At 61.5% G+C, this 15,290-nt stretch carries 16 protein-coding genes, 1 tRNA gene and 5 pseudogenes; 10 read left to right on the plus strand and 12 right to left on the minus strand.

Annotated features, from left to right (window positions below):
* Positions 1-49 precede the first annotated feature (49 nt).
* The 4 genes from PAA8504_RS21170 to PAA8504_RS22875 all read left to right on the plus strand — a co-directional run bounded on the left by PAA8504_RS21170 (position 50) and on the right by PAA8504_RS22875 (position 1,932).
* A complete protein-coding gene (locus PAA8504_RS21170; RefSeq protein WP_108896120.1) occupies positions 50-430 on the plus strand; it encodes a c-type cytochrome in 381 nt (126 codons plus the stop codon).
* An 851-nt stretch (positions 431-1,281) separates the two neighbouring features.
* Positions 1,282-1,473 (plus strand): hypothetical protein, encoded by a 192-nt coding sequence (locus tag PAA8504_RS22865; protein WP_370739718.1) that lies wholly within the window; start codon positions 1,282-1,284, stop codon positions 1,471-1,473.
* A 9-nt stretch (positions 1,474-1,482) separates the two neighbouring features.
* Positions 1,483-1,707 (plus strand): transposase, encoded by a 225-nt coding sequence (locus tag PAA8504_RS22870; protein WP_370739719.1) that lies wholly within the window; start codon positions 1,483-1,485, stop codon positions 1,705-1,707.
* A 33-nt stretch (positions 1,708-1,740) separates the two neighbouring features.
* Positions 1,741-1,932: a hypothetical protein gene (locus PAA8504_RS22875; protein ID WP_370739720.1), complete on the plus strand. Its 192-nt coding sequence runs from the start codon at positions 1,741-1,743 to the stop codon at positions 1,930-1,932.
* Between the two features lie 679 nt (positions 1,933-2,611).
* On the opposite strand, the gene PAA8504_RS21185 is transcribed toward PAA8504_RS22875, so the two are convergent.
* Together PAA8504_RS21185 and PAA8504_RS21190 are read right to left on the minus strand one after the other, a co-directional pair.
* The gene (locus PAA8504_RS21185) at positions 2,612-3,988 is read right to left on the minus strand and encodes a hypothetical protein (RefSeq protein ID WP_108896121.1); all 1,377 of its coding nucleotides are present in this window, start codon (positions 3,986-3,988) and stop codon (positions 2,612-2,614) included.
* A gap of 212 nt (positions 3,989-4,200) precedes the next feature.
* A pseudogene (locus PAA8504_RS21190) lies at positions 4,201-4,767 on the minus strand (IS3 family transposase); the annotation flags it as partial.
* A gap of 180 nt (positions 4,768-4,947) precedes the next feature.
* Between PAA8504_RS21190 and PAA8504_RS21195 the strand changes: the two are divergent.
* Positions 4,948-5,880: pseudogene (locus PAA8504_RS21195) on the plus strand (IS110 family RNA-guided transposase).
* A 48-nt stretch (positions 5,881-5,928) separates the two neighbouring features.
* Here the strand turns inward: PAA8504_RS21195 and PAA8504_RS22645 are convergent.
* The 4 genes and pseudogenes from PAA8504_RS22645 to PAA8504_RS21225 all read right to left on the minus strand — a co-directional run.
* Positions 5,929-6,512 (minus strand): annotated as a pseudogene (locus PAA8504_RS22645) (IS3 family transposase); the annotation flags it as partial.
* Positions 6,446-7,168: pseudogene (istB, locus tag PAA8504_RS21210) on the minus strand (IS21-like element helper ATPase IstB). The pseudogenes istB and PAA8504_RS22645, both read right to left, overlap by 67 nt.
* Positions 7,169-7,298: 130 nt before the next feature.
* Complete coding sequence (locus PAA8504_RS21215; protein WP_146190556.1) at positions 7,299-7,634, minus strand: hypothetical protein; 336 nt, start codon at positions 7,632-7,634, stop codon at positions 7,299-7,301.
* Between the two features lie 781 nt (positions 7,635-8,415).
* Positions 8,416-8,622: a cold-shock protein gene (locus PAA8504_RS21225; RefSeq protein ID WP_108896125.1), complete on the minus strand. Its 207-nt coding sequence runs from the start codon at positions 8,620-8,622 to the stop codon at positions 8,416-8,418.
* Between the two features lie 483 nt (positions 8,623-9,105).
* Between PAA8504_RS21225 and PAA8504_RS21230 the strand changes: the two genes are divergently transcribed.
* The gene (locus PAA8504_RS21230; protein ID WP_108896126.1) at positions 9,106-9,288 is read left to right on the plus strand and encodes a hypothetical protein; all 183 of its coding nucleotides are present in this window, start codon (positions 9,106-9,108) and stop codon (positions 9,286-9,288) included.
* Here the strand turns inward: PAA8504_RS21230 and parA are convergent.
* On the minus strand, positions 9,268-9,894 hold the full coding sequence (parA, locus tag PAA8504_RS21235) for a ParA family partition ATPase (RefSeq protein ID WP_108896127.1): 627 nt from the start codon (positions 9,892-9,894) through the stop codon (positions 9,268-9,270). The two genes, PAA8504_RS21230 and parA, sit on opposite strands and share 21 nt — an antisense overlap.
* Before the next feature lie 156 nt (positions 9,895-10,050).
* Here parA and PAA8504_RS21240 point away from each other — a divergent pair, with 156 nt between their 5' ends.
* Together PAA8504_RS21240 and PAA8504_RS21245 are read left to right on the plus strand one after the other, a co-directional pair.
* Positions 10,051-11,190, plus strand: a complete 1,140-nt coding sequence (locus PAA8504_RS21240; protein ID WP_108896128.1) for a lytic murein transglycosylase — start codon at positions 10,051-10,053, stop codon at positions 11,188-11,190.
* Between the two features lie 159 nt (positions 11,191-11,349).
* Positions 11,350-12,114 (plus strand): YrbL family protein, encoded by a 765-nt coding sequence (locus PAA8504_RS21245; RefSeq protein ID WP_108896129.1) that lies wholly within the window; start codon positions 11,350-11,352, stop codon positions 12,112-12,114.
* 57 nt (positions 12,115-12,171) lie between these two features.
* Here PAA8504_RS21245 and PAA8504_RS22880 read toward each other — a convergent pair whose 3' ends face one another.
* Positions 12,172-12,306, minus strand: coding sequence for a helix-turn-helix domain-containing protein (locus tag PAA8504_RS22880; RefSeq protein WP_219928975.1), 135 nt, complete (start codon positions 12,304-12,306; stop codon positions 12,172-12,174).
* On the opposite strand from PAA8504_RS22880, the gene PAA8504_RS21250 reads away from it, so the two are divergent.
* Complete coding sequence (locus PAA8504_RS21250) at positions 12,298-12,762, plus strand: ATP-binding protein (RefSeq protein WP_219928972.1); 465 nt, start codon at positions 12,298-12,300, stop codon at positions 12,760-12,762. The genes PAA8504_RS22880 and PAA8504_RS21250 overlap by 9 nt on opposite strands.
* 321 nt (positions 12,763-13,083) lie before the next feature.
* Here the strand turns inward: PAA8504_RS21250 and PAA8504_RS23020 are convergent, their stop codons facing one another.
* The 3 genes and pseudogenes from PAA8504_RS23020 to PAA8504_RS21260 form a co-directional block, all read right to left on the minus strand.
* Positions 13,084-13,335 (minus strand): transposase, encoded by a 252-nt coding sequence (locus PAA8504_RS23020; protein ID WP_219928973.1) that lies wholly within the window; start codon positions 13,333-13,335, stop codon positions 13,084-13,086.
* Positions 13,308-13,457 (minus strand): annotated as a pseudogene (locus PAA8504_RS23025) (transposase); the annotation flags it as partial. The gene PAA8504_RS23020 and the pseudogene PAA8504_RS23025, both read right to left, overlap by 28 nt.
* Before the next feature lie 145 nt (positions 13,458-13,602).
* Positions 13,603-13,679 (minus strand) — tRNA-Arg (locus PAA8504_RS21260).
* Between the two features lie 102 nt (positions 13,680-13,781).
* On the opposite strand from PAA8504_RS21260, the gene PAA8504_RS21265 reads away from it, so the two are divergent.
* A complete protein-coding gene (locus PAA8504_RS21265) occupies positions 13,782-14,372 on the plus strand; it encodes a superoxide dismutase family protein (RefSeq protein ID WP_245897732.1) in 591 nt (196 codons plus the stop codon).
* Between the two features lie 818 nt (positions 14,373-15,190).
* On the opposite strand, the gene PAA8504_RS22365 is transcribed toward PAA8504_RS21265, so the two are convergent.
* Positions 15,191-15,290, minus strand: a 100-nt coding sequence (locus tag PAA8504_RS22365) for an integrase core domain-containing protein (protein ID WP_146190509.1), incomplete at its 5' end; no start/stop codon positions are given.

Genomic DNA, 15,290 nt, shown 5'->3' on the forward strand with positions numbered 1-15,290 from the left:
CCTTTGTCGGCAGGATCGACACAGAACGACATACAGGGGGAAGGCCCGCATGGGGCGTAGAACAACGGCTTTGACGATGATGCTGGCCAGCCTGGGGCTGGCCGCATGCAGCCCGGGCCCCGAGCGGTCGGTCCCTGCGCGCGGGGCCATGCTGTTCCAGCAGACCTGCGCGGCCTGCCATGGTTCGGATGGCCGCGGCGGCAGCGCACCGGACCTGACGCACCTGGCGATGGACGCAAGGGGCACGTTCCCCAGCATCGAGGTCCTGGCCAGGATGCACGACGGGGGAGACGCCATGCCGGCCTTCCGGGATCTCGCCCTGGGTCCGACCGTGGTCGTGGAAATCGAAGAAGGCATCGGCACCCCCGTCCCGGAAGACATGCTGGCGATCTGGCGGCATCTCGAGACCATCCAGCGGCCGGACTTGTAATCCCACCACGAAGGTATCGCGTGCGATCACCTCGATTCCAATCTCGCAGCTGCGGCGAATGGCTGGATCGGGGAAACTTCGCCGAGACGGCTAGTATTGATACGAAGGTCGGCTCCGGGCCGGTCACGTCGGTCCCTTCAATGCTGCAACTGCAATGTCCTTCAGGTCCAACGCGGTCAAGAAGGGCTTGGAGCCGACCTTCGCCGCGTCAAACACGAACAATCGCTTCGGATGAGTGCGTATTCCACGGAAGATGGGCACCGATTCCACGGCATCGTGGGCAGCTATTCCACGCCACGGGCAGTCTGACCGACTGGTGCATGGACACAGGCTCGGCCCGTCGGGTCAAGCAGTTTCAATGTAGCCGCGCGCTTGCCCATGCTTGTCTTATGAAGATCTCGGCTTCCCAATGATTGGAAGCCACTGTTCGACACGCAATTATGGCGGGCAGTGGCGGCGGTTGGATCGCAGCGTGCTGGGTCGACAGGGACCGTGTGAGAGTATGATCAACCGCCGTCTTTACCGCAGGGCCTGAACGGATACGCGTGTTTGAGCCACGCATGACAAGCATAGGACACGGCGAAGATGACTGATCATACCATCGGAATCGACATTTCGAAATCCCATCTCGATGTCTTTCGGCTGGAAGATGGTGCGGCACAGCGCTTCGAGAATGCGGCTGCGGGATTTCGTGCTTTGGTCAAATGGCTGGGCAAGGCGCCGGTGACGCGGATCGTGTTCGAGCCGCCAGGACCATATCACAAAGCGTTCGAGGCGGCGCTTGCCGGAAGAACCCGCTGCAAGCGCGCCGGTTCGCCGATGCGCATGGCACGAGGGCCAAGACCGATGCGGTGGATGCACAGATGCTGGCGCGGATGGGCGCGGGATTCACCCTTGAGCCCCAAGCGCCTGAGTCTAGGGAGGCGCGCACTCTCAAGGATTTGCACGCCGCGCGCACCGGATTGATCAAGGACCGCACGAGACTGCGTAACCGTGCCCAGACCGAGGACATCACCGTCCTGACACGCCAGAGCAAGGCGTGACTTGCCCAGGTGGAACGTCGGATTGCCGAGCTGGACGTCGAAATCGCGGGGCTGATCGGGACGCGCGAGACCACCGCACGCAGCCGCGATATTCTGTGCTCCATGCCCGGGATCGGCGCCGTCACCGCCGCTACACTGCTGACCCTAATGCCGGAAATCGGCACAATCGAACGCAAACAGGTCGCGAGCTTGGCGGGCCTCGCCCCCATCACCCGCCAATCGGGTCAATGGTAGGGCAAGGCGTTCATCGGCGGCGGCCGCAAACCGTTGCGCGACGCCCTCTACATGCCCGCGTTGGTCGCCACACGGTTCAACCCGGATCTTAAGGTAAAATACACCGCGCTCCGCGACGCCGGGAAACCCGCCAAAGTCGCCATCGTCGCCGGAATGCGCAAGCTCATCGAGATGGCCAATGCCTTGGTCAAAGCTGATCGCAAGTGGGCGTCAAAAACCGCTTGATCAAGACGGATACTCTCTCCTCTGTCATGGGAACCTCCTGTCTGATGATTGAGAAGGTCCCAATCGTCAGCTAGGTCAGTCAGATCGCATAATGCGCGCCGCTATAGGCGGCTCACTCAATCAGCCAAATGCGCCAATGCCGCGGAGCGGCTCCGTCCAAGGGCCGAAAACATCGCGAAAGGCCTATCAAACCTAGTTGCGCCGACTGGCCTTGCGCGGCCCGGACGATTGTCGGGTATTTGCCAAGTTTTCGTCCGAGAGCTTTCGCCATCGGTCAAGACGTGCTGGATCGAGGGTTCCTTCGCCTATCGCAACCTGAACGGCGCAGCCCGGTTCGACGGGATGGGTGCAGTCCCTGAACCGGCATCCGTGCGCCAACTCGACGATCTCCGCAAACAGCTGAAGCGACCATCAAAAGATGGCCATCGGCCACCGCTAAGTCTTTGATTATTGGTAGCGCAAAAACCGCGAAATCCGCCAATTTGGCCATTCGACAGTCAATTCGTGTCCATTCGGACCACGGGCGTCAATTCCGACTACCGAACGGAGCGACAGCGCCTTAAAGAGATATAGCGCATGGGTTCGAACCTGCAAAACAAAAAGGCCGTCAAAATGGCGGCCTTCTTTCGAATTTCTCACTTACCTGACTCTCGAGTTGATCTCGCTCGAAGATCGTGCGCTACGTTAGTTCAAGCTCAGGCATATCCACAGCTCGGTAGATGCTGACACCGATCTGGGAGGCATCAAGCGCCGGTCGAACCCGAGCGTTCTTCAGATGAGAAACCACAACCCGCCTCTCGAGATCATACTTGGTCGCGAGCCGAGCTTCCGTCGTGAACTGGGACATGAAGGTAGCTACGGCCTCCTCGGAAAAACGGTAGAACTGATGCTGTCGTGTCCGACCAGTGATGACCAGTGGATCGAGCCCAGGCCCTTCACGGCGGCCGACCAGAGCCCAGCCAGCGGTCTTCGGGATCTTGAGGCGGCCGAACGCGGCGGAAGCACACATGCCGGCCAGGACGGAGTGGGATTGGGCGCGAACCTCAGCGGGATCGACAAGTATCGCCGAATAGTCGTTCCCGTCGCGCAACCGTGCGACGTTGTCGAGGAAACCTCCGAGGATCAGGTGCACGATCTCGACACTGAGCAGCTTGGCCTTCTCGGCCGCCTTGGCAATGGGGACCATCCCCGTCGGGACGATGTCCACGGGGCGCGCTGCGTCACGAAGCGCTTCGAGAAAGCGCTCGATCTCGCGGTTGTCCACTCCTTTCCAGGTTCGACCAGCGGCAGTGCTCGAACCGTCCGAGATCGCGTGGAGAAGGCGTTCATCGAGGGGCTGATCCGCGAGAGGGCGCGTGCAGCCCAGCGCCTTGCGGAGTGCGCTGACATGGGTCAGGCGAAGGACTGAGCCCGCGACTTCTCGGCCTTTCTCCGCGTCGAACACATGGTGGCCAGTGATTCTCTGCTCGACCGGGATGAGGCCGCGCGCGGCGAGGACGTTCCGAAGCGTCCGGGGATCAAGCCCGGTTTCGCTGGCGAGGGACTGCACGCTGTGCAACCGGCGCTCGTCGAGCACACACCCAAGAACGGCCTGACCGGCGGCAACGTCCATCGTATCGAAGATATGCTCCCGCAAGATGCGCGTGATGTCGCCCGCATCCTTGCGGTTCTTGGTTGAGGAAAGCGCTTCGTAGAACGGTCCGAAGATTTCGCGGCATCCCGGTTTTCCGCTCACTCCACGAAACTCCGCCTGCATCTGATGCAGCGCATCGCGGATCGCGGGCTCCCCTCTCGATGTAACTTCGTAGCCGGCTCGGCCCGCCGCGCCCCAATTGTCTGGCGTCATTTCGGACGGCTTCTTCGAGGCCCCGAACTGGATACGCATCCCGAGCATCTCTGTGCTCCGCACTGCTTGCTCCAGCGTTTGCCCGCCAAGCCACTCCGGCCCGGACGCGCCGTCGAGGCGATCGAGGACATATGCCTGCAATGGCGATGCGGACCGCTGCTCCGCATCGTCAATCAGACGATCCAGTTCAGCTCCGCGCTCGGGCACCATGCATGCCAGCTCCCGGAATTGATCGTCCCATCGCTGCTTCCCCCGGCGGATAAGGGCGAGACCATGGACTGGACACGTGTAGACAGGCCGAAAGGTACACTCCAGGCGCCCCCGCCGAGCGGTCGCTATATCGGAAGCCTCGATATCGTTCTCACGCAGGCACGCTGGACCTGTCGCGGTTTGGTTCCGGTCACGGTGCTCATTTAGGCGGCCTATCGTTCGAAGGCCGAGGGACTTTTCCAGCCCAGTGCTGAGTGTCGCCGCCGTGGATTGTAGAAGCCGTTGATGTATTGGAAGAGGGCCAGTTCGACGTCGCGGCGTGTCGACCAGGATCGTCGCCAGATCAGCTCGGCCTTCAGGGTCTTGAAGAACGTTTCCACGACGGAGTTATCGTAGCAAATTCCTTTGCCACTCATCGATACCTTTAAGCCGTTCCGGCGCAGGATCTTTTGATAGTCGTGAGAACAATACTGGCTGCCGCGATCGGTATGCTGGATGCAGCCCTTGGGCGGCCGCCGCACGGCGATCGCCATGTTCAGCGCCCGGACCGCCAGATCTTTCTTCAGCCGGTTGCTGATCGCCCAGCCGATCACGCGCCGGGAATGCAGATCGAGAACGACGGCCAGATAAACCCAACCTTCCCGGGTCCAGATGTAGCTGATGTCGCCCGCCCATTTTTCGTTTGGATGATCTGCATGGAAATCCCGACCCAGAAGGTTCGGCGCGATGTTGAACGTATGATCGCTGTCCCCCTCTTGTCTTATTGATTTCTCAGCTCTTGTTGCATGATGGGAGCCACCACGCAGATCGCGCAAATCGGCGTGGTGGCGGGGGATGGATCGTACCCCTCTTGGTCGTCAGGGACCGTTGCCGAGTATGGTTGCCCCCGCTTTGTCTTCGAACCTGAACGGATACCTGGGCTGCCGGCCCGCATGACAAGACGAGGTGGGAGATACTCCATGCAGGATGCAATCGGCGTCGACGTTTCCAAGGCCATGCTCGTTGCGTATTGCTCATTGATAAATGAGTGCCGGCAGTTTTCAAATGATGCTGCTGGCTTGGCCGCGCCTGAGCAGTGGGCGTCGGATGATATTGCGGTCATCGTCTTCGAAGCGTCCGGCACATATCATCGGGAACTCGAGCGTCATTTGTCGCGCCGGGGATTGACCTTCGCGAAGGTCGATCCCCGACAGGCACGACGGTTCGCGGAAGCGATCGGGCGTGTTGCCAAGACAGACTGACTCGACGCCGAGATGCTGGCCAGGATGGGGGCTACCCTGCAGCTCGAACCGACGGTGGCACAGCCTGAAATCGTTGCAGATCTACGCGATTTACTGGTGTTCCGCCGAGGCCTGATCAAGGATCGCACCGCCGCGAGAACGCGGCTCAAGATGGCAAGGCAAGTGGTCCTGCGCCGTTTTCTCACGCAACGGCTGGCACAGGTCGAGCGGCAGATCGCGCGTATAGATGCGACGATGCAGGCGCTCATCGCCTCTGACACCGGGCTGATGGAACGACTGAGCATCTTGGTCAGCATCCCCGGCATCTCCCTCGTTTCGGCAACGGCCTTGCTTGCAGACATGCCGGAACTCGGCAGCCTGTCGGGAAAGGAAGCTGCCGCTTTGGCCGGGCTGGCCCCGATATCGCGCCAATCAGGGCAATGGCGTGGTCAGGAACATATCCAAGGAGGCCGGCAGTCTGTCCGGCAGGTCCTCTTCATGCCGGCGCTCAGCGACATCCAGCACAACAGCTCGTCCAAGGCCAAGTTCCAAGACCTCGTTCAAGCAGGAAAGCCAAGAAAAGTTGCTCAGACCGCAGTCATGCGAAAACTTATCGTTTTGGCAAATGCGCTCCTGAGAGATGGACGAAAATGGGTTCCCGAACCTACTTGATCATCACGGATACTCGGCAGATTGCCTTGCAATCGCCTGCCGGGCGATGGTCGTGACCTTGTATTTGCGTGTCCGGACCACGCGGATGTCGTTCTGGCGCATCAGACGACCGATGCGACGATGACCGACGTCGAAGCCGAGTTCCTTCAGCTCCTCGGTCATCCGCGGTCGGCCGTAACTGCCCAAGCTGGCGCGGTGCTGGTCGCGAATATGGGCGAATAGCACCATATCCGTGCGCTGACGCTGCGAAGGCGGACGTCGTCGCCAGGCTCGCAACCCTCGATCGGTGATATCGAGCATCCGGCAGAGATGGGCCTGTGACAGCGCCCCGCAATACTGATCGATAAACGCGAACCTCATCGCTTTTGGCCCGCGAAGAAAACTGTCGCCTTTTCTAGAACCTCCCTCTCCTCCTGCAAAATCCGGTTCTCGCGTCGAAGACGTTCGTTCTCGCGCAAAAGATCCTGATCCGGGTCATCGGCCGATGCCTCCTCGGACAGCGCCTTCACCCACTTGTTGATCGTCGAAAGACCAATCCTGAGATCCGACGCAACCTGGCGACGGGTCAGGCCGCTGGTGAGCGCGATCCGAACCGCATCGCGCTTGAACTCATCGCTTTGTCTGTCTGCCATATCCAGTCTCCTTGATGGCGAGTATCGCTCTCAAGTGACCGGAACCAAACCGCGACAGGTCCGATGCGGTAAGCGTTGTGGACGATGCGGTCGAGGATAGCGTCTCCGAAGGTCGGCTCGCCAATCACGTCATGCCAGGTGGAGACGGGCATCTGGCTCGTGACCATGGTGGAGCCGCGGCCGTAGCGCTCCTCGACGATCTCCATGAGGTCGCGCCGCTACGCCGCAGTCAGCCTGTCGGGTCCCCAATCGTCGAGGATCAGAAGCTGGGTTTTGGTGATGGAGCGGAAGAGCCGTGTGAAGTGGCAGTCGCCATGAGCGAGTTCGAGGTCCTCGAAGATGCGTGGCAGACGCTTGTAGATCACTGTGACGCCGTCGCGACAGGCAGCCTGTGCGAGTGCGCAGCCGAGCCATGTCTTGCCCACGCCGCAAGGGCCGGTGATGATCAGGTTGCGCCTGTCCGTGATCCATTTTCCGGACAGCAGGCTCTGGAACAGCGCCCTGTCGAGGCCGCGCCGGGCGCGGTAGTCGACGTCTTCCGGGCAGGCGCCGATGTGGCGCAACCTGGCTGCCCGGATACGGGTCTCATAGCGCTTGGTCTTCCGGCTGGCTTCCTCGCGGTGGGCCGGAAGGCCAAGCCACTCGGCATGGGTCAGATCGGCGGCTCTGCCTTAGGCTTGCAGTTCGGCGAAGGCTTCGGCAATGCCGTCGAGGCGCAGCGCCTTCAAGCGATCATAGGTTGGGTGTTGAAGCATTGAGAGGACCTTTTCTGGTCAGTGGTAGTAATCAGCGCCACGGATGTTGGGGTGAGTGATGGCAGGCCCCTCCGTGGCGCGGACATAAGAGCATCAGCGTCACGCCCTTGCGGCGCAACTCCCGGTGGATGCTGGCCCAGCCAGGCTCGACAGCCCGGCGCGCCGCGTCCTGCGCTGTCCGGGGGAATAACCGCCGTTCGAGTTCGGTATCGGACAGGTCCGGCGGCAGAGGCCAGTTCAGGCCTACCTTTCGTGCGCGAGCTTGGTAGCCGCGCAAGGTGGAACGGCCGATGGCCAGGCTGGCCTCGATCTGGCGCGTCGACAGCCCTTCAGCTGACAGCCGCAAAACGTCTCGTATCTTCCGCATCGGCAACCTCCTCATCGGGCGTCCTTCGGCTTCAAAGAGCCGGAAGGTAGCCGGTGGCAAGTCGCCTCGGAGCACCGGATCACGGGGACGGGCGGATACCCCGGAATCGGTGGGCGGATAAAATCGGAACGGGTGGGCGCATCAGCCCGGAATACGCAGCGATTTCCAGCGCGCAGGCCGAGTAACCTTGTTCAATAACAATTGTATGCGCTGGCCAGATGCGCCCGGGGAATCTGGCGCGGACTGACGAACCGCTCTAAGACCGCCGAAAGCGCTGGAGCGGGAAGGGTGTGTCCACGAGGATCCTTGATGGTGTGGATACATCGCAGCACAAGGAAGAGACCGCGATGATCGACGCGACTTAGTCGAAAAACGCATCCGCACCATAATTATGTTCCGCCGTTGGAAGGACTGGCGCCGGATCGCGCCCCGCCAATAGGTGGCCGAGTGTCTCCCTTTATGCGATCACGTTGGTCTCGCATGGATGGCCCATGAAACGGGACCATAGGTAAAACTTTTTTGCCGGTGGTTAGTCCCCCCATGCACCATTCACCTCATCAAGATCTGACGCTCAAACTGCTTGATGCGTCGGCGTTCTATCTGCGAAATGAATCGGTAGCGCCGATTTGCCTACATTTAGCGCCCCCGGGGAGCGGCTCAGGCCAAGCCTCTACGTGGCATAAGCCCGAATACGTAAAGGGCGCGATCGAAAGATCGCGCCCTTTACGTCTGGTCTCAAAGGTCCGGCAGCGTCGGAACGACGCCGCCGTAAACCTGAGTATCAGATGAGTTCGAGGTTGCCCGCCGACTCACGGCCATCACGGCCGGACTGCAGCTCGTAGCTAACCTTCTGGTCGTCGGACAGACCGGTGAGGCCCGCACGCTCAACGGCAGAGATGTGAACGAAAACGTCCTTGCCGCCCGTATCGGGAGCAATGAAGCCGAAGCCTTTGGTGGTGTTGAACCATTTCACGGTGCCGGTGGCCATCGTGAGATCTCCTGTCTTAGTAGTCTGTTCGCGATAGTGCAACAGCGTGGCGAAGAATGCCCGGATCGAGTGCGCTGTAGGCCGCGAGGCAGAAACAGGGAATCGATAGAGATTGCTTGCGCGTCCATGCAGTACACTTGTCTGCAACGCATGTCCACAGCATAAAGGCCGCCCTATCTAAGGCGGCCTTTACTCATCAAAGATGCTTCTTCGCTGTGCGCGCGGCACCCTTGGCAAGTTGAGCCTCAGAGCTGCTCTTGCGGCGCCGCGTGGTCTTGCGTCGACCGGACAAGCCGCCAGCGAGACGTCGGATTAATCTCGAAATCATGGTTATCTCCGTTACGCGTTACAATGGATAAACCCAGTTCATCCACAAGTGTTCCGTGACAGAACTGTGACACCCGACAAATCCGCTCCGCCGTCAACTTTTAACTTTGCAATCCGTACAACTTGTGGCTTCATGGTGCCAATCCGGAGGCCATCATGCTTGCAGTTCTGCTTTTCGCCAGTCTCGTCGCGTCACTGCCACTCGCCGTGGTCGCGTTCACCCTTGGAAATTTTGCAGTTCTGACGGCTCTTTGCGTTTATGTGACCGCGGTCAGCCTGTCGCTGTTCGTGACGGCTCTTCGGGGATTTGCGCGCGGGTCAGAGTTCGACGAGGCCTAGAACCTCTTCCCTCAAGGCCTCGACCTCACGGGTCCACGTCCCCCGCCCCATTTCGAGCACTCCTTTCCCACGACCCAGGCTTTCCGCATAGACAACCCGATTGCCCAGAACCGTAGCGGCGCGAACAATCTTCCGCTCGGCCAAGTCGCGTTCCACGTCGTCAGAGACATGCGTGCCAGCCTTGAAGCGGTTAAGAACCACAAGTGATGGGATATCGACCCGCTCGGCAAGCTCCAGGATCGAATCCAGAGCCCACATGTCCAACTGGCTCGTCGCCACCGGGACGAGGACCAGCGAACTCTCGCGCAGAACAGGCCGCAGGTCCGAATCGACCTTGGGCGGCGTGTCGACGATAACGAAATCGCAGTCCTTGCGCATTTTCTTGCATTCGTACCCTGCGCCCCAGGCGCTGGCCGTGCCGAACTCCATCCCCGGGTCGCCTGCCTCCTCGCGGGTCATGAACCACCGCCCCATCGAGCCTTGGGGATCCGTGTCCAGAATGGCGACGCTATGCCCTGCCTTCGCCAGCGCGACGGCGAGGTTGATCGCCACGGTGGTCTTGCCAGACCCGCCTTTTTGCTGTGCGACCGTAATGACGTGTCCCATGCGTTCTCCACCCTGTGCCGCGACGCAGCGTAAGCCAACCCCTCGGGCGTAGCAACGTCCGCTGCGGCGAAAGATCGCCGGGGCAGCGGTAACGCCCCCTTGCTCCAACAGGGAAGGCACGTCAGGACTGACGGAAAAGATCGGAGAGACGAGCAGATGATCCTTACGCGCAGAACCACGCTTCTCGGGCTCATTGCAGGGGGGCTTCAGGCGTGCGCCGGCGGTCCCGCCGCGGTTTCCGTATCCCGCGAAACGACCATGCCCACGGCGCCCAATCCCGCCTATGACGCATGGGTTGCGAATTTCCGGCCCCGGGCGATGGCACAAGGCATTTCGGGTCCCGTGTTCGACCGGGCCTTCGCATCCGCGGGCTTCACCCCCGGCGTGGTCGAACGGGACCGAAACCAGACCGAATTCACGCGGACACTGGAAGACTATCTTCAGATCGCCGCGGGGGAGAAGAAGGTGCAGCGCGGCCGTGCGGCGTTTGCGCGCCAGCAGGGAACCCTGCAGGCCATCGAAACGCGTTACGGCGTACCGGCAGAAATCGTAGCGGCAGTCTGGGGCCTGGAAAGCGATTTCGGCGAGCGGCGTGGCGCGATCCCCATCGTCTCGTCTCTGTCGACCCTCGCCTATGACGGCCGCCGCGGCGAGTTCTTCGAACGCCAGTTGGTCGCCGCGCTTAAAATCCTGCAATCCGGCGATACAACGCCGGACCGGATGTTCGGCAGCTGGGCCGGCGCGATGGGTCATACCCAGTTCATGCCGACATCCTATCAGGCTTACGCGGTCGACTACACCGGCGACGGTCGACGCGACATCTGGGGCGAGGATCCGACCGATGCGCTGGCCTCCACCGCAAACTACCTTGCGCGAAACGGCTGGCGCCGGGGCGAGCCCTGGGGCCGGGTCATAGCCTCTGGCAGCGGCGGATCGGGCGGCAGCGTCATCCAGCCACAGCCGGGCGGCCCCCAATTCCGCGTGTATCACAACTTCAACGTCATCAAGCGCTACAACCCCTCGACCAGCTATGCCCTCGGCGTGGGGCACTTGGCCGACCGTCTGACCGGTGCGCCGCCGATCGAAGGCCCCTTCCCCCCGGATCGCTACGGCCTCGTAAAGGATCAGCGGATGGCCCTGCAAAGCCGGCTGAACGCCGCCGGTTTCGACGCGGGCGAGCCCGATGGAGTCATCGGGGGCAACACCGAAGCGGCGATCCGGGCCTACCAGCAGTCCCGGGGCCTTCCGGTCACCGGAACGCCCTCGCTCGACCTGCTTCGACAGCTCGGCGGCTGAAGCAACTGCCCACGGCTCCAGGCGGGGCTTCAGTGTACCGTCTGTGCCTTGACGCCGGGCCACATCCCGTCAGATTGCTTTTCCACCGAACGCCCCGGGAAACGGCGGACCATCGTCCCTGACGTCGATCCGCCCGCACGGTGACAAAGCAAGGATGTCATGACCGCCCATTACATGAAGTCCGCCCCCCCGACGCGGACCGACACCGAAGATGAAACCGATCAATTAGAAAAGTCGTGGTTCATCCGGCTTTCCGGGCACGATCCGATCGCGGGCGGCGGCGAAAGCCAAGTCTTTGCCCGGCCGGGCAAGTCCAGTCAGCTTATCAAGGTGCACAACACTCAGCACGTGGAACACTTGGCCGCGTCGCGATCCCTCAAAAACAGATTGCGCAGATGGCGCGGCATAGGGCCGTACAAGACCTTGCTGCGGCTGAACCGGGCGTATCTGGATGCCGTGCTGAAAGCGGCGGAGCTGGGGCGTCCGCCCCCGATCGCCCACCAGCGGGGCGTTCTGCTGACCGATCTCGGGCTCGGGGTGGTTGTCCAGAAGATCAGGGGGGAAGACGGCGAACTGGCGGTGACGGTCGCGAAACTGCACCGCAGGGGACGGGTGGATTCCGACCTCGTGACGGCCCTGACCCGCTTCGCCGGGGAGATGAGCGCGTTCCATATCATCGGAAACGACCTCAACCCCCACAACCTGGTCTACGAGACCCGGCATGGCCGATCGCGGATCGTGTTGGTGGAAGGCTACGGCTCGCGGAACCTGATCCCGTTCCGCAGGTGGTCGCGTCGCGTCAACGACAAGAGCCTCTCGCGCCGGTTCCAGGCGCTGGCGGCCTGGCTCGACCTGACGTGGGATGAGGGGAGCTGGTCTTTTTCCCAAAAGGACAGCGAACCGGGGCGATCCAGCAGCGCGTGATCTTCGCTCGACATTCCGGGCAGTCCATGAACCCTTGCCGCAATCTTGCGGGCAGGATCACCCGTCGAACCTGGCCCGGAAGGCGGTCGAGAACGCGGCCACCGTCGCGTAGCCCGCGCGCCACGCCACTTGAGCGATGGATTCTCCTCGCCTGAGGTCGTTGGCCGACCGGTCGAGGCGGGCATGACGGATCCATCTTGCTGGCGAAAGGTCCGCTTCCTTTCCACCATCGAGTTAGTCAACACGCTCGAGCAGGAAAAGGCCAGAGGCAAGGCCGGCCAGTTCGCCGAGGCCCTTACCAAGCTCGACCTGGTGGTCCTACACTCCCGACAGCCTGCCTTGGATGCGCCTGCCGGGTATAGACGAGCTGGGCTACCTGCCGTTCAGCGCCCCGGGCGGCGCGCTGCTCTTCCATCCGGCTCGAGCAAGCTCTACGAGCGCACCAGTGTCGTCATCACCACCAATCTCAGCTTTAGCGAATGGGCCACGGTCTTTGGCGACGCCAAGATGACCACCGCCTTTTTCGACCGCCTGACCCACCGCCGCCACATCCTTGAGGCCGGAAACGACAGCTTCCGCTTCAAAGCCAGCTCAGCAGCCGCAGCCCGGAAAAAGAAGGAGACAAACCCGCCCGTGACCCCCGCATAACCCGAAATCCATAGTTGGACGTGGCTCACTTCTCGATGGAAAACCAGGCTCAGCTCTGGGTGAAAATCGACAATCAAGAACGCTGCCGACCACTCAGGCTGCGCGCATGAAGTTCTATTTGCTGCGCTCAGGCCGAGCGAAAATTGTCGATCGTATCGGCCGAGAGCGAAACCATCCACGGCCGCAGATATCAGCCGCGGTCCGGGAGCGGACGACTTCCCGATTAGCCTCGAAGGTCGCCTAAGTGCCGCGTACGACAACGGGACCAATGGCGACTGATCACCCGTATTGCACGGCGGCATAGACTTTGCTTCATGATCATCAAAAGTTGGTGCGGTGCTGTCTCTGGAAGGACATATAGGCAAGCAAGTCGTGCTCATCGGCTTCCATTGGGTCAGCTAGCTTCAGCCATCGCGGACGCAACTGCTCGGCCACCCTGCGCCAGGTCTCGCAAGCAAGGGTTCGCGCGGGGTGACTGAAGCCCTGCCGGATCGCGGCGGCACCGACTCTATGCTGTCCACACGAGACGTGGGCCAAAGCGTTCCTTATCCAGCGGACGGGCAGCGCCGCCAAGTTGCTTCGAACACCAAAGCGATGGCGACCTTGATACCGGCGCGGGCTGCGCTGATCATCGGCCTGATCCCACCCAGTCCGCGGGCGCGCAGGGATCTCAAGAACTCAATCCCGAAGGTCTCGGCTTCCGAGGGCCGATTTCCTGAAACGTAATTTCTAACAGGGGCTTATAAGCATCACTTCCGGCGCGCAGAAATCTCTTGACCGGGGTGCGCACGAATGACCGCCGTTGTGCGCACTCATATGCCCCCACGGCAACCTGAAATCTGGCGATCCCTCGAGGACTCGAACCCCGAACCTGCTGATTAGAAGTCAGCTGCTCTATCCAGTTGAGCTAAGGGACCGCTCGAGGGCTCCAATACTCAATGCAGGGCGCGGACGGCAAGGGGAACCGGTCTTTGATCCACTTGTTGTCCGGACAGAATCCTTAAAGCGGAGGCTTTACATTGTTACGCACGTTTCTTGGTTCACTCTCCATCGTTGCCCTGACAGGGCTGCCGGCGATTGCCGAACAGCACACCAGCGGCGATCAGCAGGACAGCGCTGAGGCCCAGCAAAGCGAAGGCAGTGGCGATCTGCAAGGCGACGGGTTCCAGACGGTTGCCCGCGCCGCGGTTTCCGACCGGGAGGGCAACCAGATCGGCACCGTTACGCTGAACGAAACGCTGTCGGGCACTTCGCTGGTCGTCGTAGCCCTGTCGGACCTTCCCGAAGGTAGCCACGGCATCCACCTGCATGAGACGGGCGACTGTTCGGCCGACGACTTCACCTCCGCGGGCGGTCATATTCCCGGCGATGCCGAACATGGCGTCTTTGCCGAAAACGGTCCGCACCCGGGTGATCTTCCCAACGCCGTGGTCGACAGCTCCGGCGATCTGAATGCCGAGTATTTCAATCCTCGGCTCGAGATCGAGAATATGATCATGGACGACGACGGCGCCGCCTTCATCGTTCATGCCGGTGCCGACGATTACATGTCGCAGCCGGCCGGCGATTCCGGTGATCGGATTGCCTGCGGTGTTTTCGAACCCGCCTGATCATCGCGATAGATGAATAAGATGACGGCCCGGTCTATCCTGACACATTCCGGCCCTTAGGACACAGCCCGCCCCGGCAACGGGGCGGGCTTCTTTTGTTCAGGCTTCAGCCTTCGAACCGAGTCCAAAGTGGCGTGCCATAGAACATCCACGGCTTGTAAAGGACTCGGTGAAGATCCGGCGCCTTGAGTGGCTTGCGATTTCCGATCCGATCTTGAAGACCAAGGCGCATCGCTGGCGTTCTCTTGATCGACACTCGCTTCCTTCGCTTTGGGATCGAGATCCGGTCGAACGAGCCCGGAACGCGCCTGGTCGTAGTTCCAGCCGAGACCGCTTCGGTGGCGTCGCCCTCGTTGAGCTCCGAGACATATGAGCGCGGTCGAACCAGTTGTAGTAGATGCGGTAGATGTTGAGCACGGCGATCAGCACCCGCGGATTATAGGGGGCGCCGCTGACGAAGCTCGGGCCGCTTCGCGCGGATCTGCCGCCAGCGCGTCCAGCGAGAGCAAGGCGCGTGCGCAGAGCATTGAAGAAGGTGCTCGTTGGCTGGATGGTGGCGCGAAGAACGCGACGCGCCAGCGCGGCGCGAAGCTCCGGGTCAGTCGGACTGGCACTGTATGGAAGCGGACGCAGCCGCGACCGATACCGCGGCGAGAGGATCGGAAATCCCACGATCTTCTGCGTTTCTCCAGCGATTTCGGCGGGCGACTTAATCCATACCTGAGGGAACGCACGCGACTCAAAGGTAGCGCCGTGCGCTGGCCCGGGCTTCCCGCTTCGAGGGTTGGAGGTGGTCTTGCCCCCGTTTCAGCGGACACTCAGGCGGTTGCGGTTTGAGCTGCGATGAACTCGCGAGGCGAACGCATCTTCAGCCCTGAGTGCGGGTGGTTGTCGTTGTAGTCCTCGAACCACCCGGCG

Source organism: Palleronia abyssalis (genome assembly GCF_900302445.1).
In the GTDB taxonomy this organism is placed as follows: Bacteria; Pseudomonadota; Alphaproteobacteria; order Rhodobacterales; family Rhodobacteraceae; genus Palleronia; species Palleronia abyssalis.

Excerpts from the sequence above, each read along its gene's own strand:
- PAA8504_RS21250 (WP_219928972.1), top strand. The coding sequence starts at position 12,298 with ATGACGGATCCATCTTGCTGGCGAAAGGTCCGCTTCCTTTCCACCATC.
- PAA8504_RS21240 (WP_108896128.1), top strand. The coding sequence starts at position 10,051 with ATGATCCTTACGCGCAGAACCACGCTTCTCGGGCTCATTGCAGGGGGG.
- PAA8504_RS21215 (WP_146190556.1), bottom strand. The coding sequence starts at position 7,634 with ATGCGGAAGATACGAGACGTTTTGCGGCTGTCAGCTGAAGGGCTGTCG.
- PAA8504_RS21230 (WP_108896126.1), top strand. The coding sequence starts at position 9,106 with ATGCTTGCAGTTCTGCTTTTCGCCAGTCTCGTCGCGTCACTGCCACTC.
- PAA8504_RS21185 (WP_108896121.1), bottom strand. The coding sequence starts at position 3,988 with ATGGTGCCCGAGCGCGGAGCTGAACTGGATCGTCTGATTGACGATGCG.
- parA (WP_108896127.1), bottom strand. The coding sequence starts at position 9,894 with ATGGGACACGTCATTACGGTCGCACAGCAAAAAGGCGGGTCTGGCAAG.
- PAA8504_RS21225 (WP_108896125.1), bottom strand. The coding sequence starts at position 8,622 with ATGGCCACCGGCACCGTGAAATGGTTCAACACCACCAAAGGCTTCGGC.
- PAA8504_RS21170 (WP_108896120.1), top strand. The coding sequence starts at position 50 with ATGGGGCGTAGAACAACGGCTTTGACGATGATGCTGGCCAGCCTGGGG.
- PAA8504_RS21245 (WP_108896129.1), top strand. The coding sequence starts at position 11,350 with ATGACCGCCCATTACATGAAGTCCGCCCCCCCGACGCGGACCGACACC.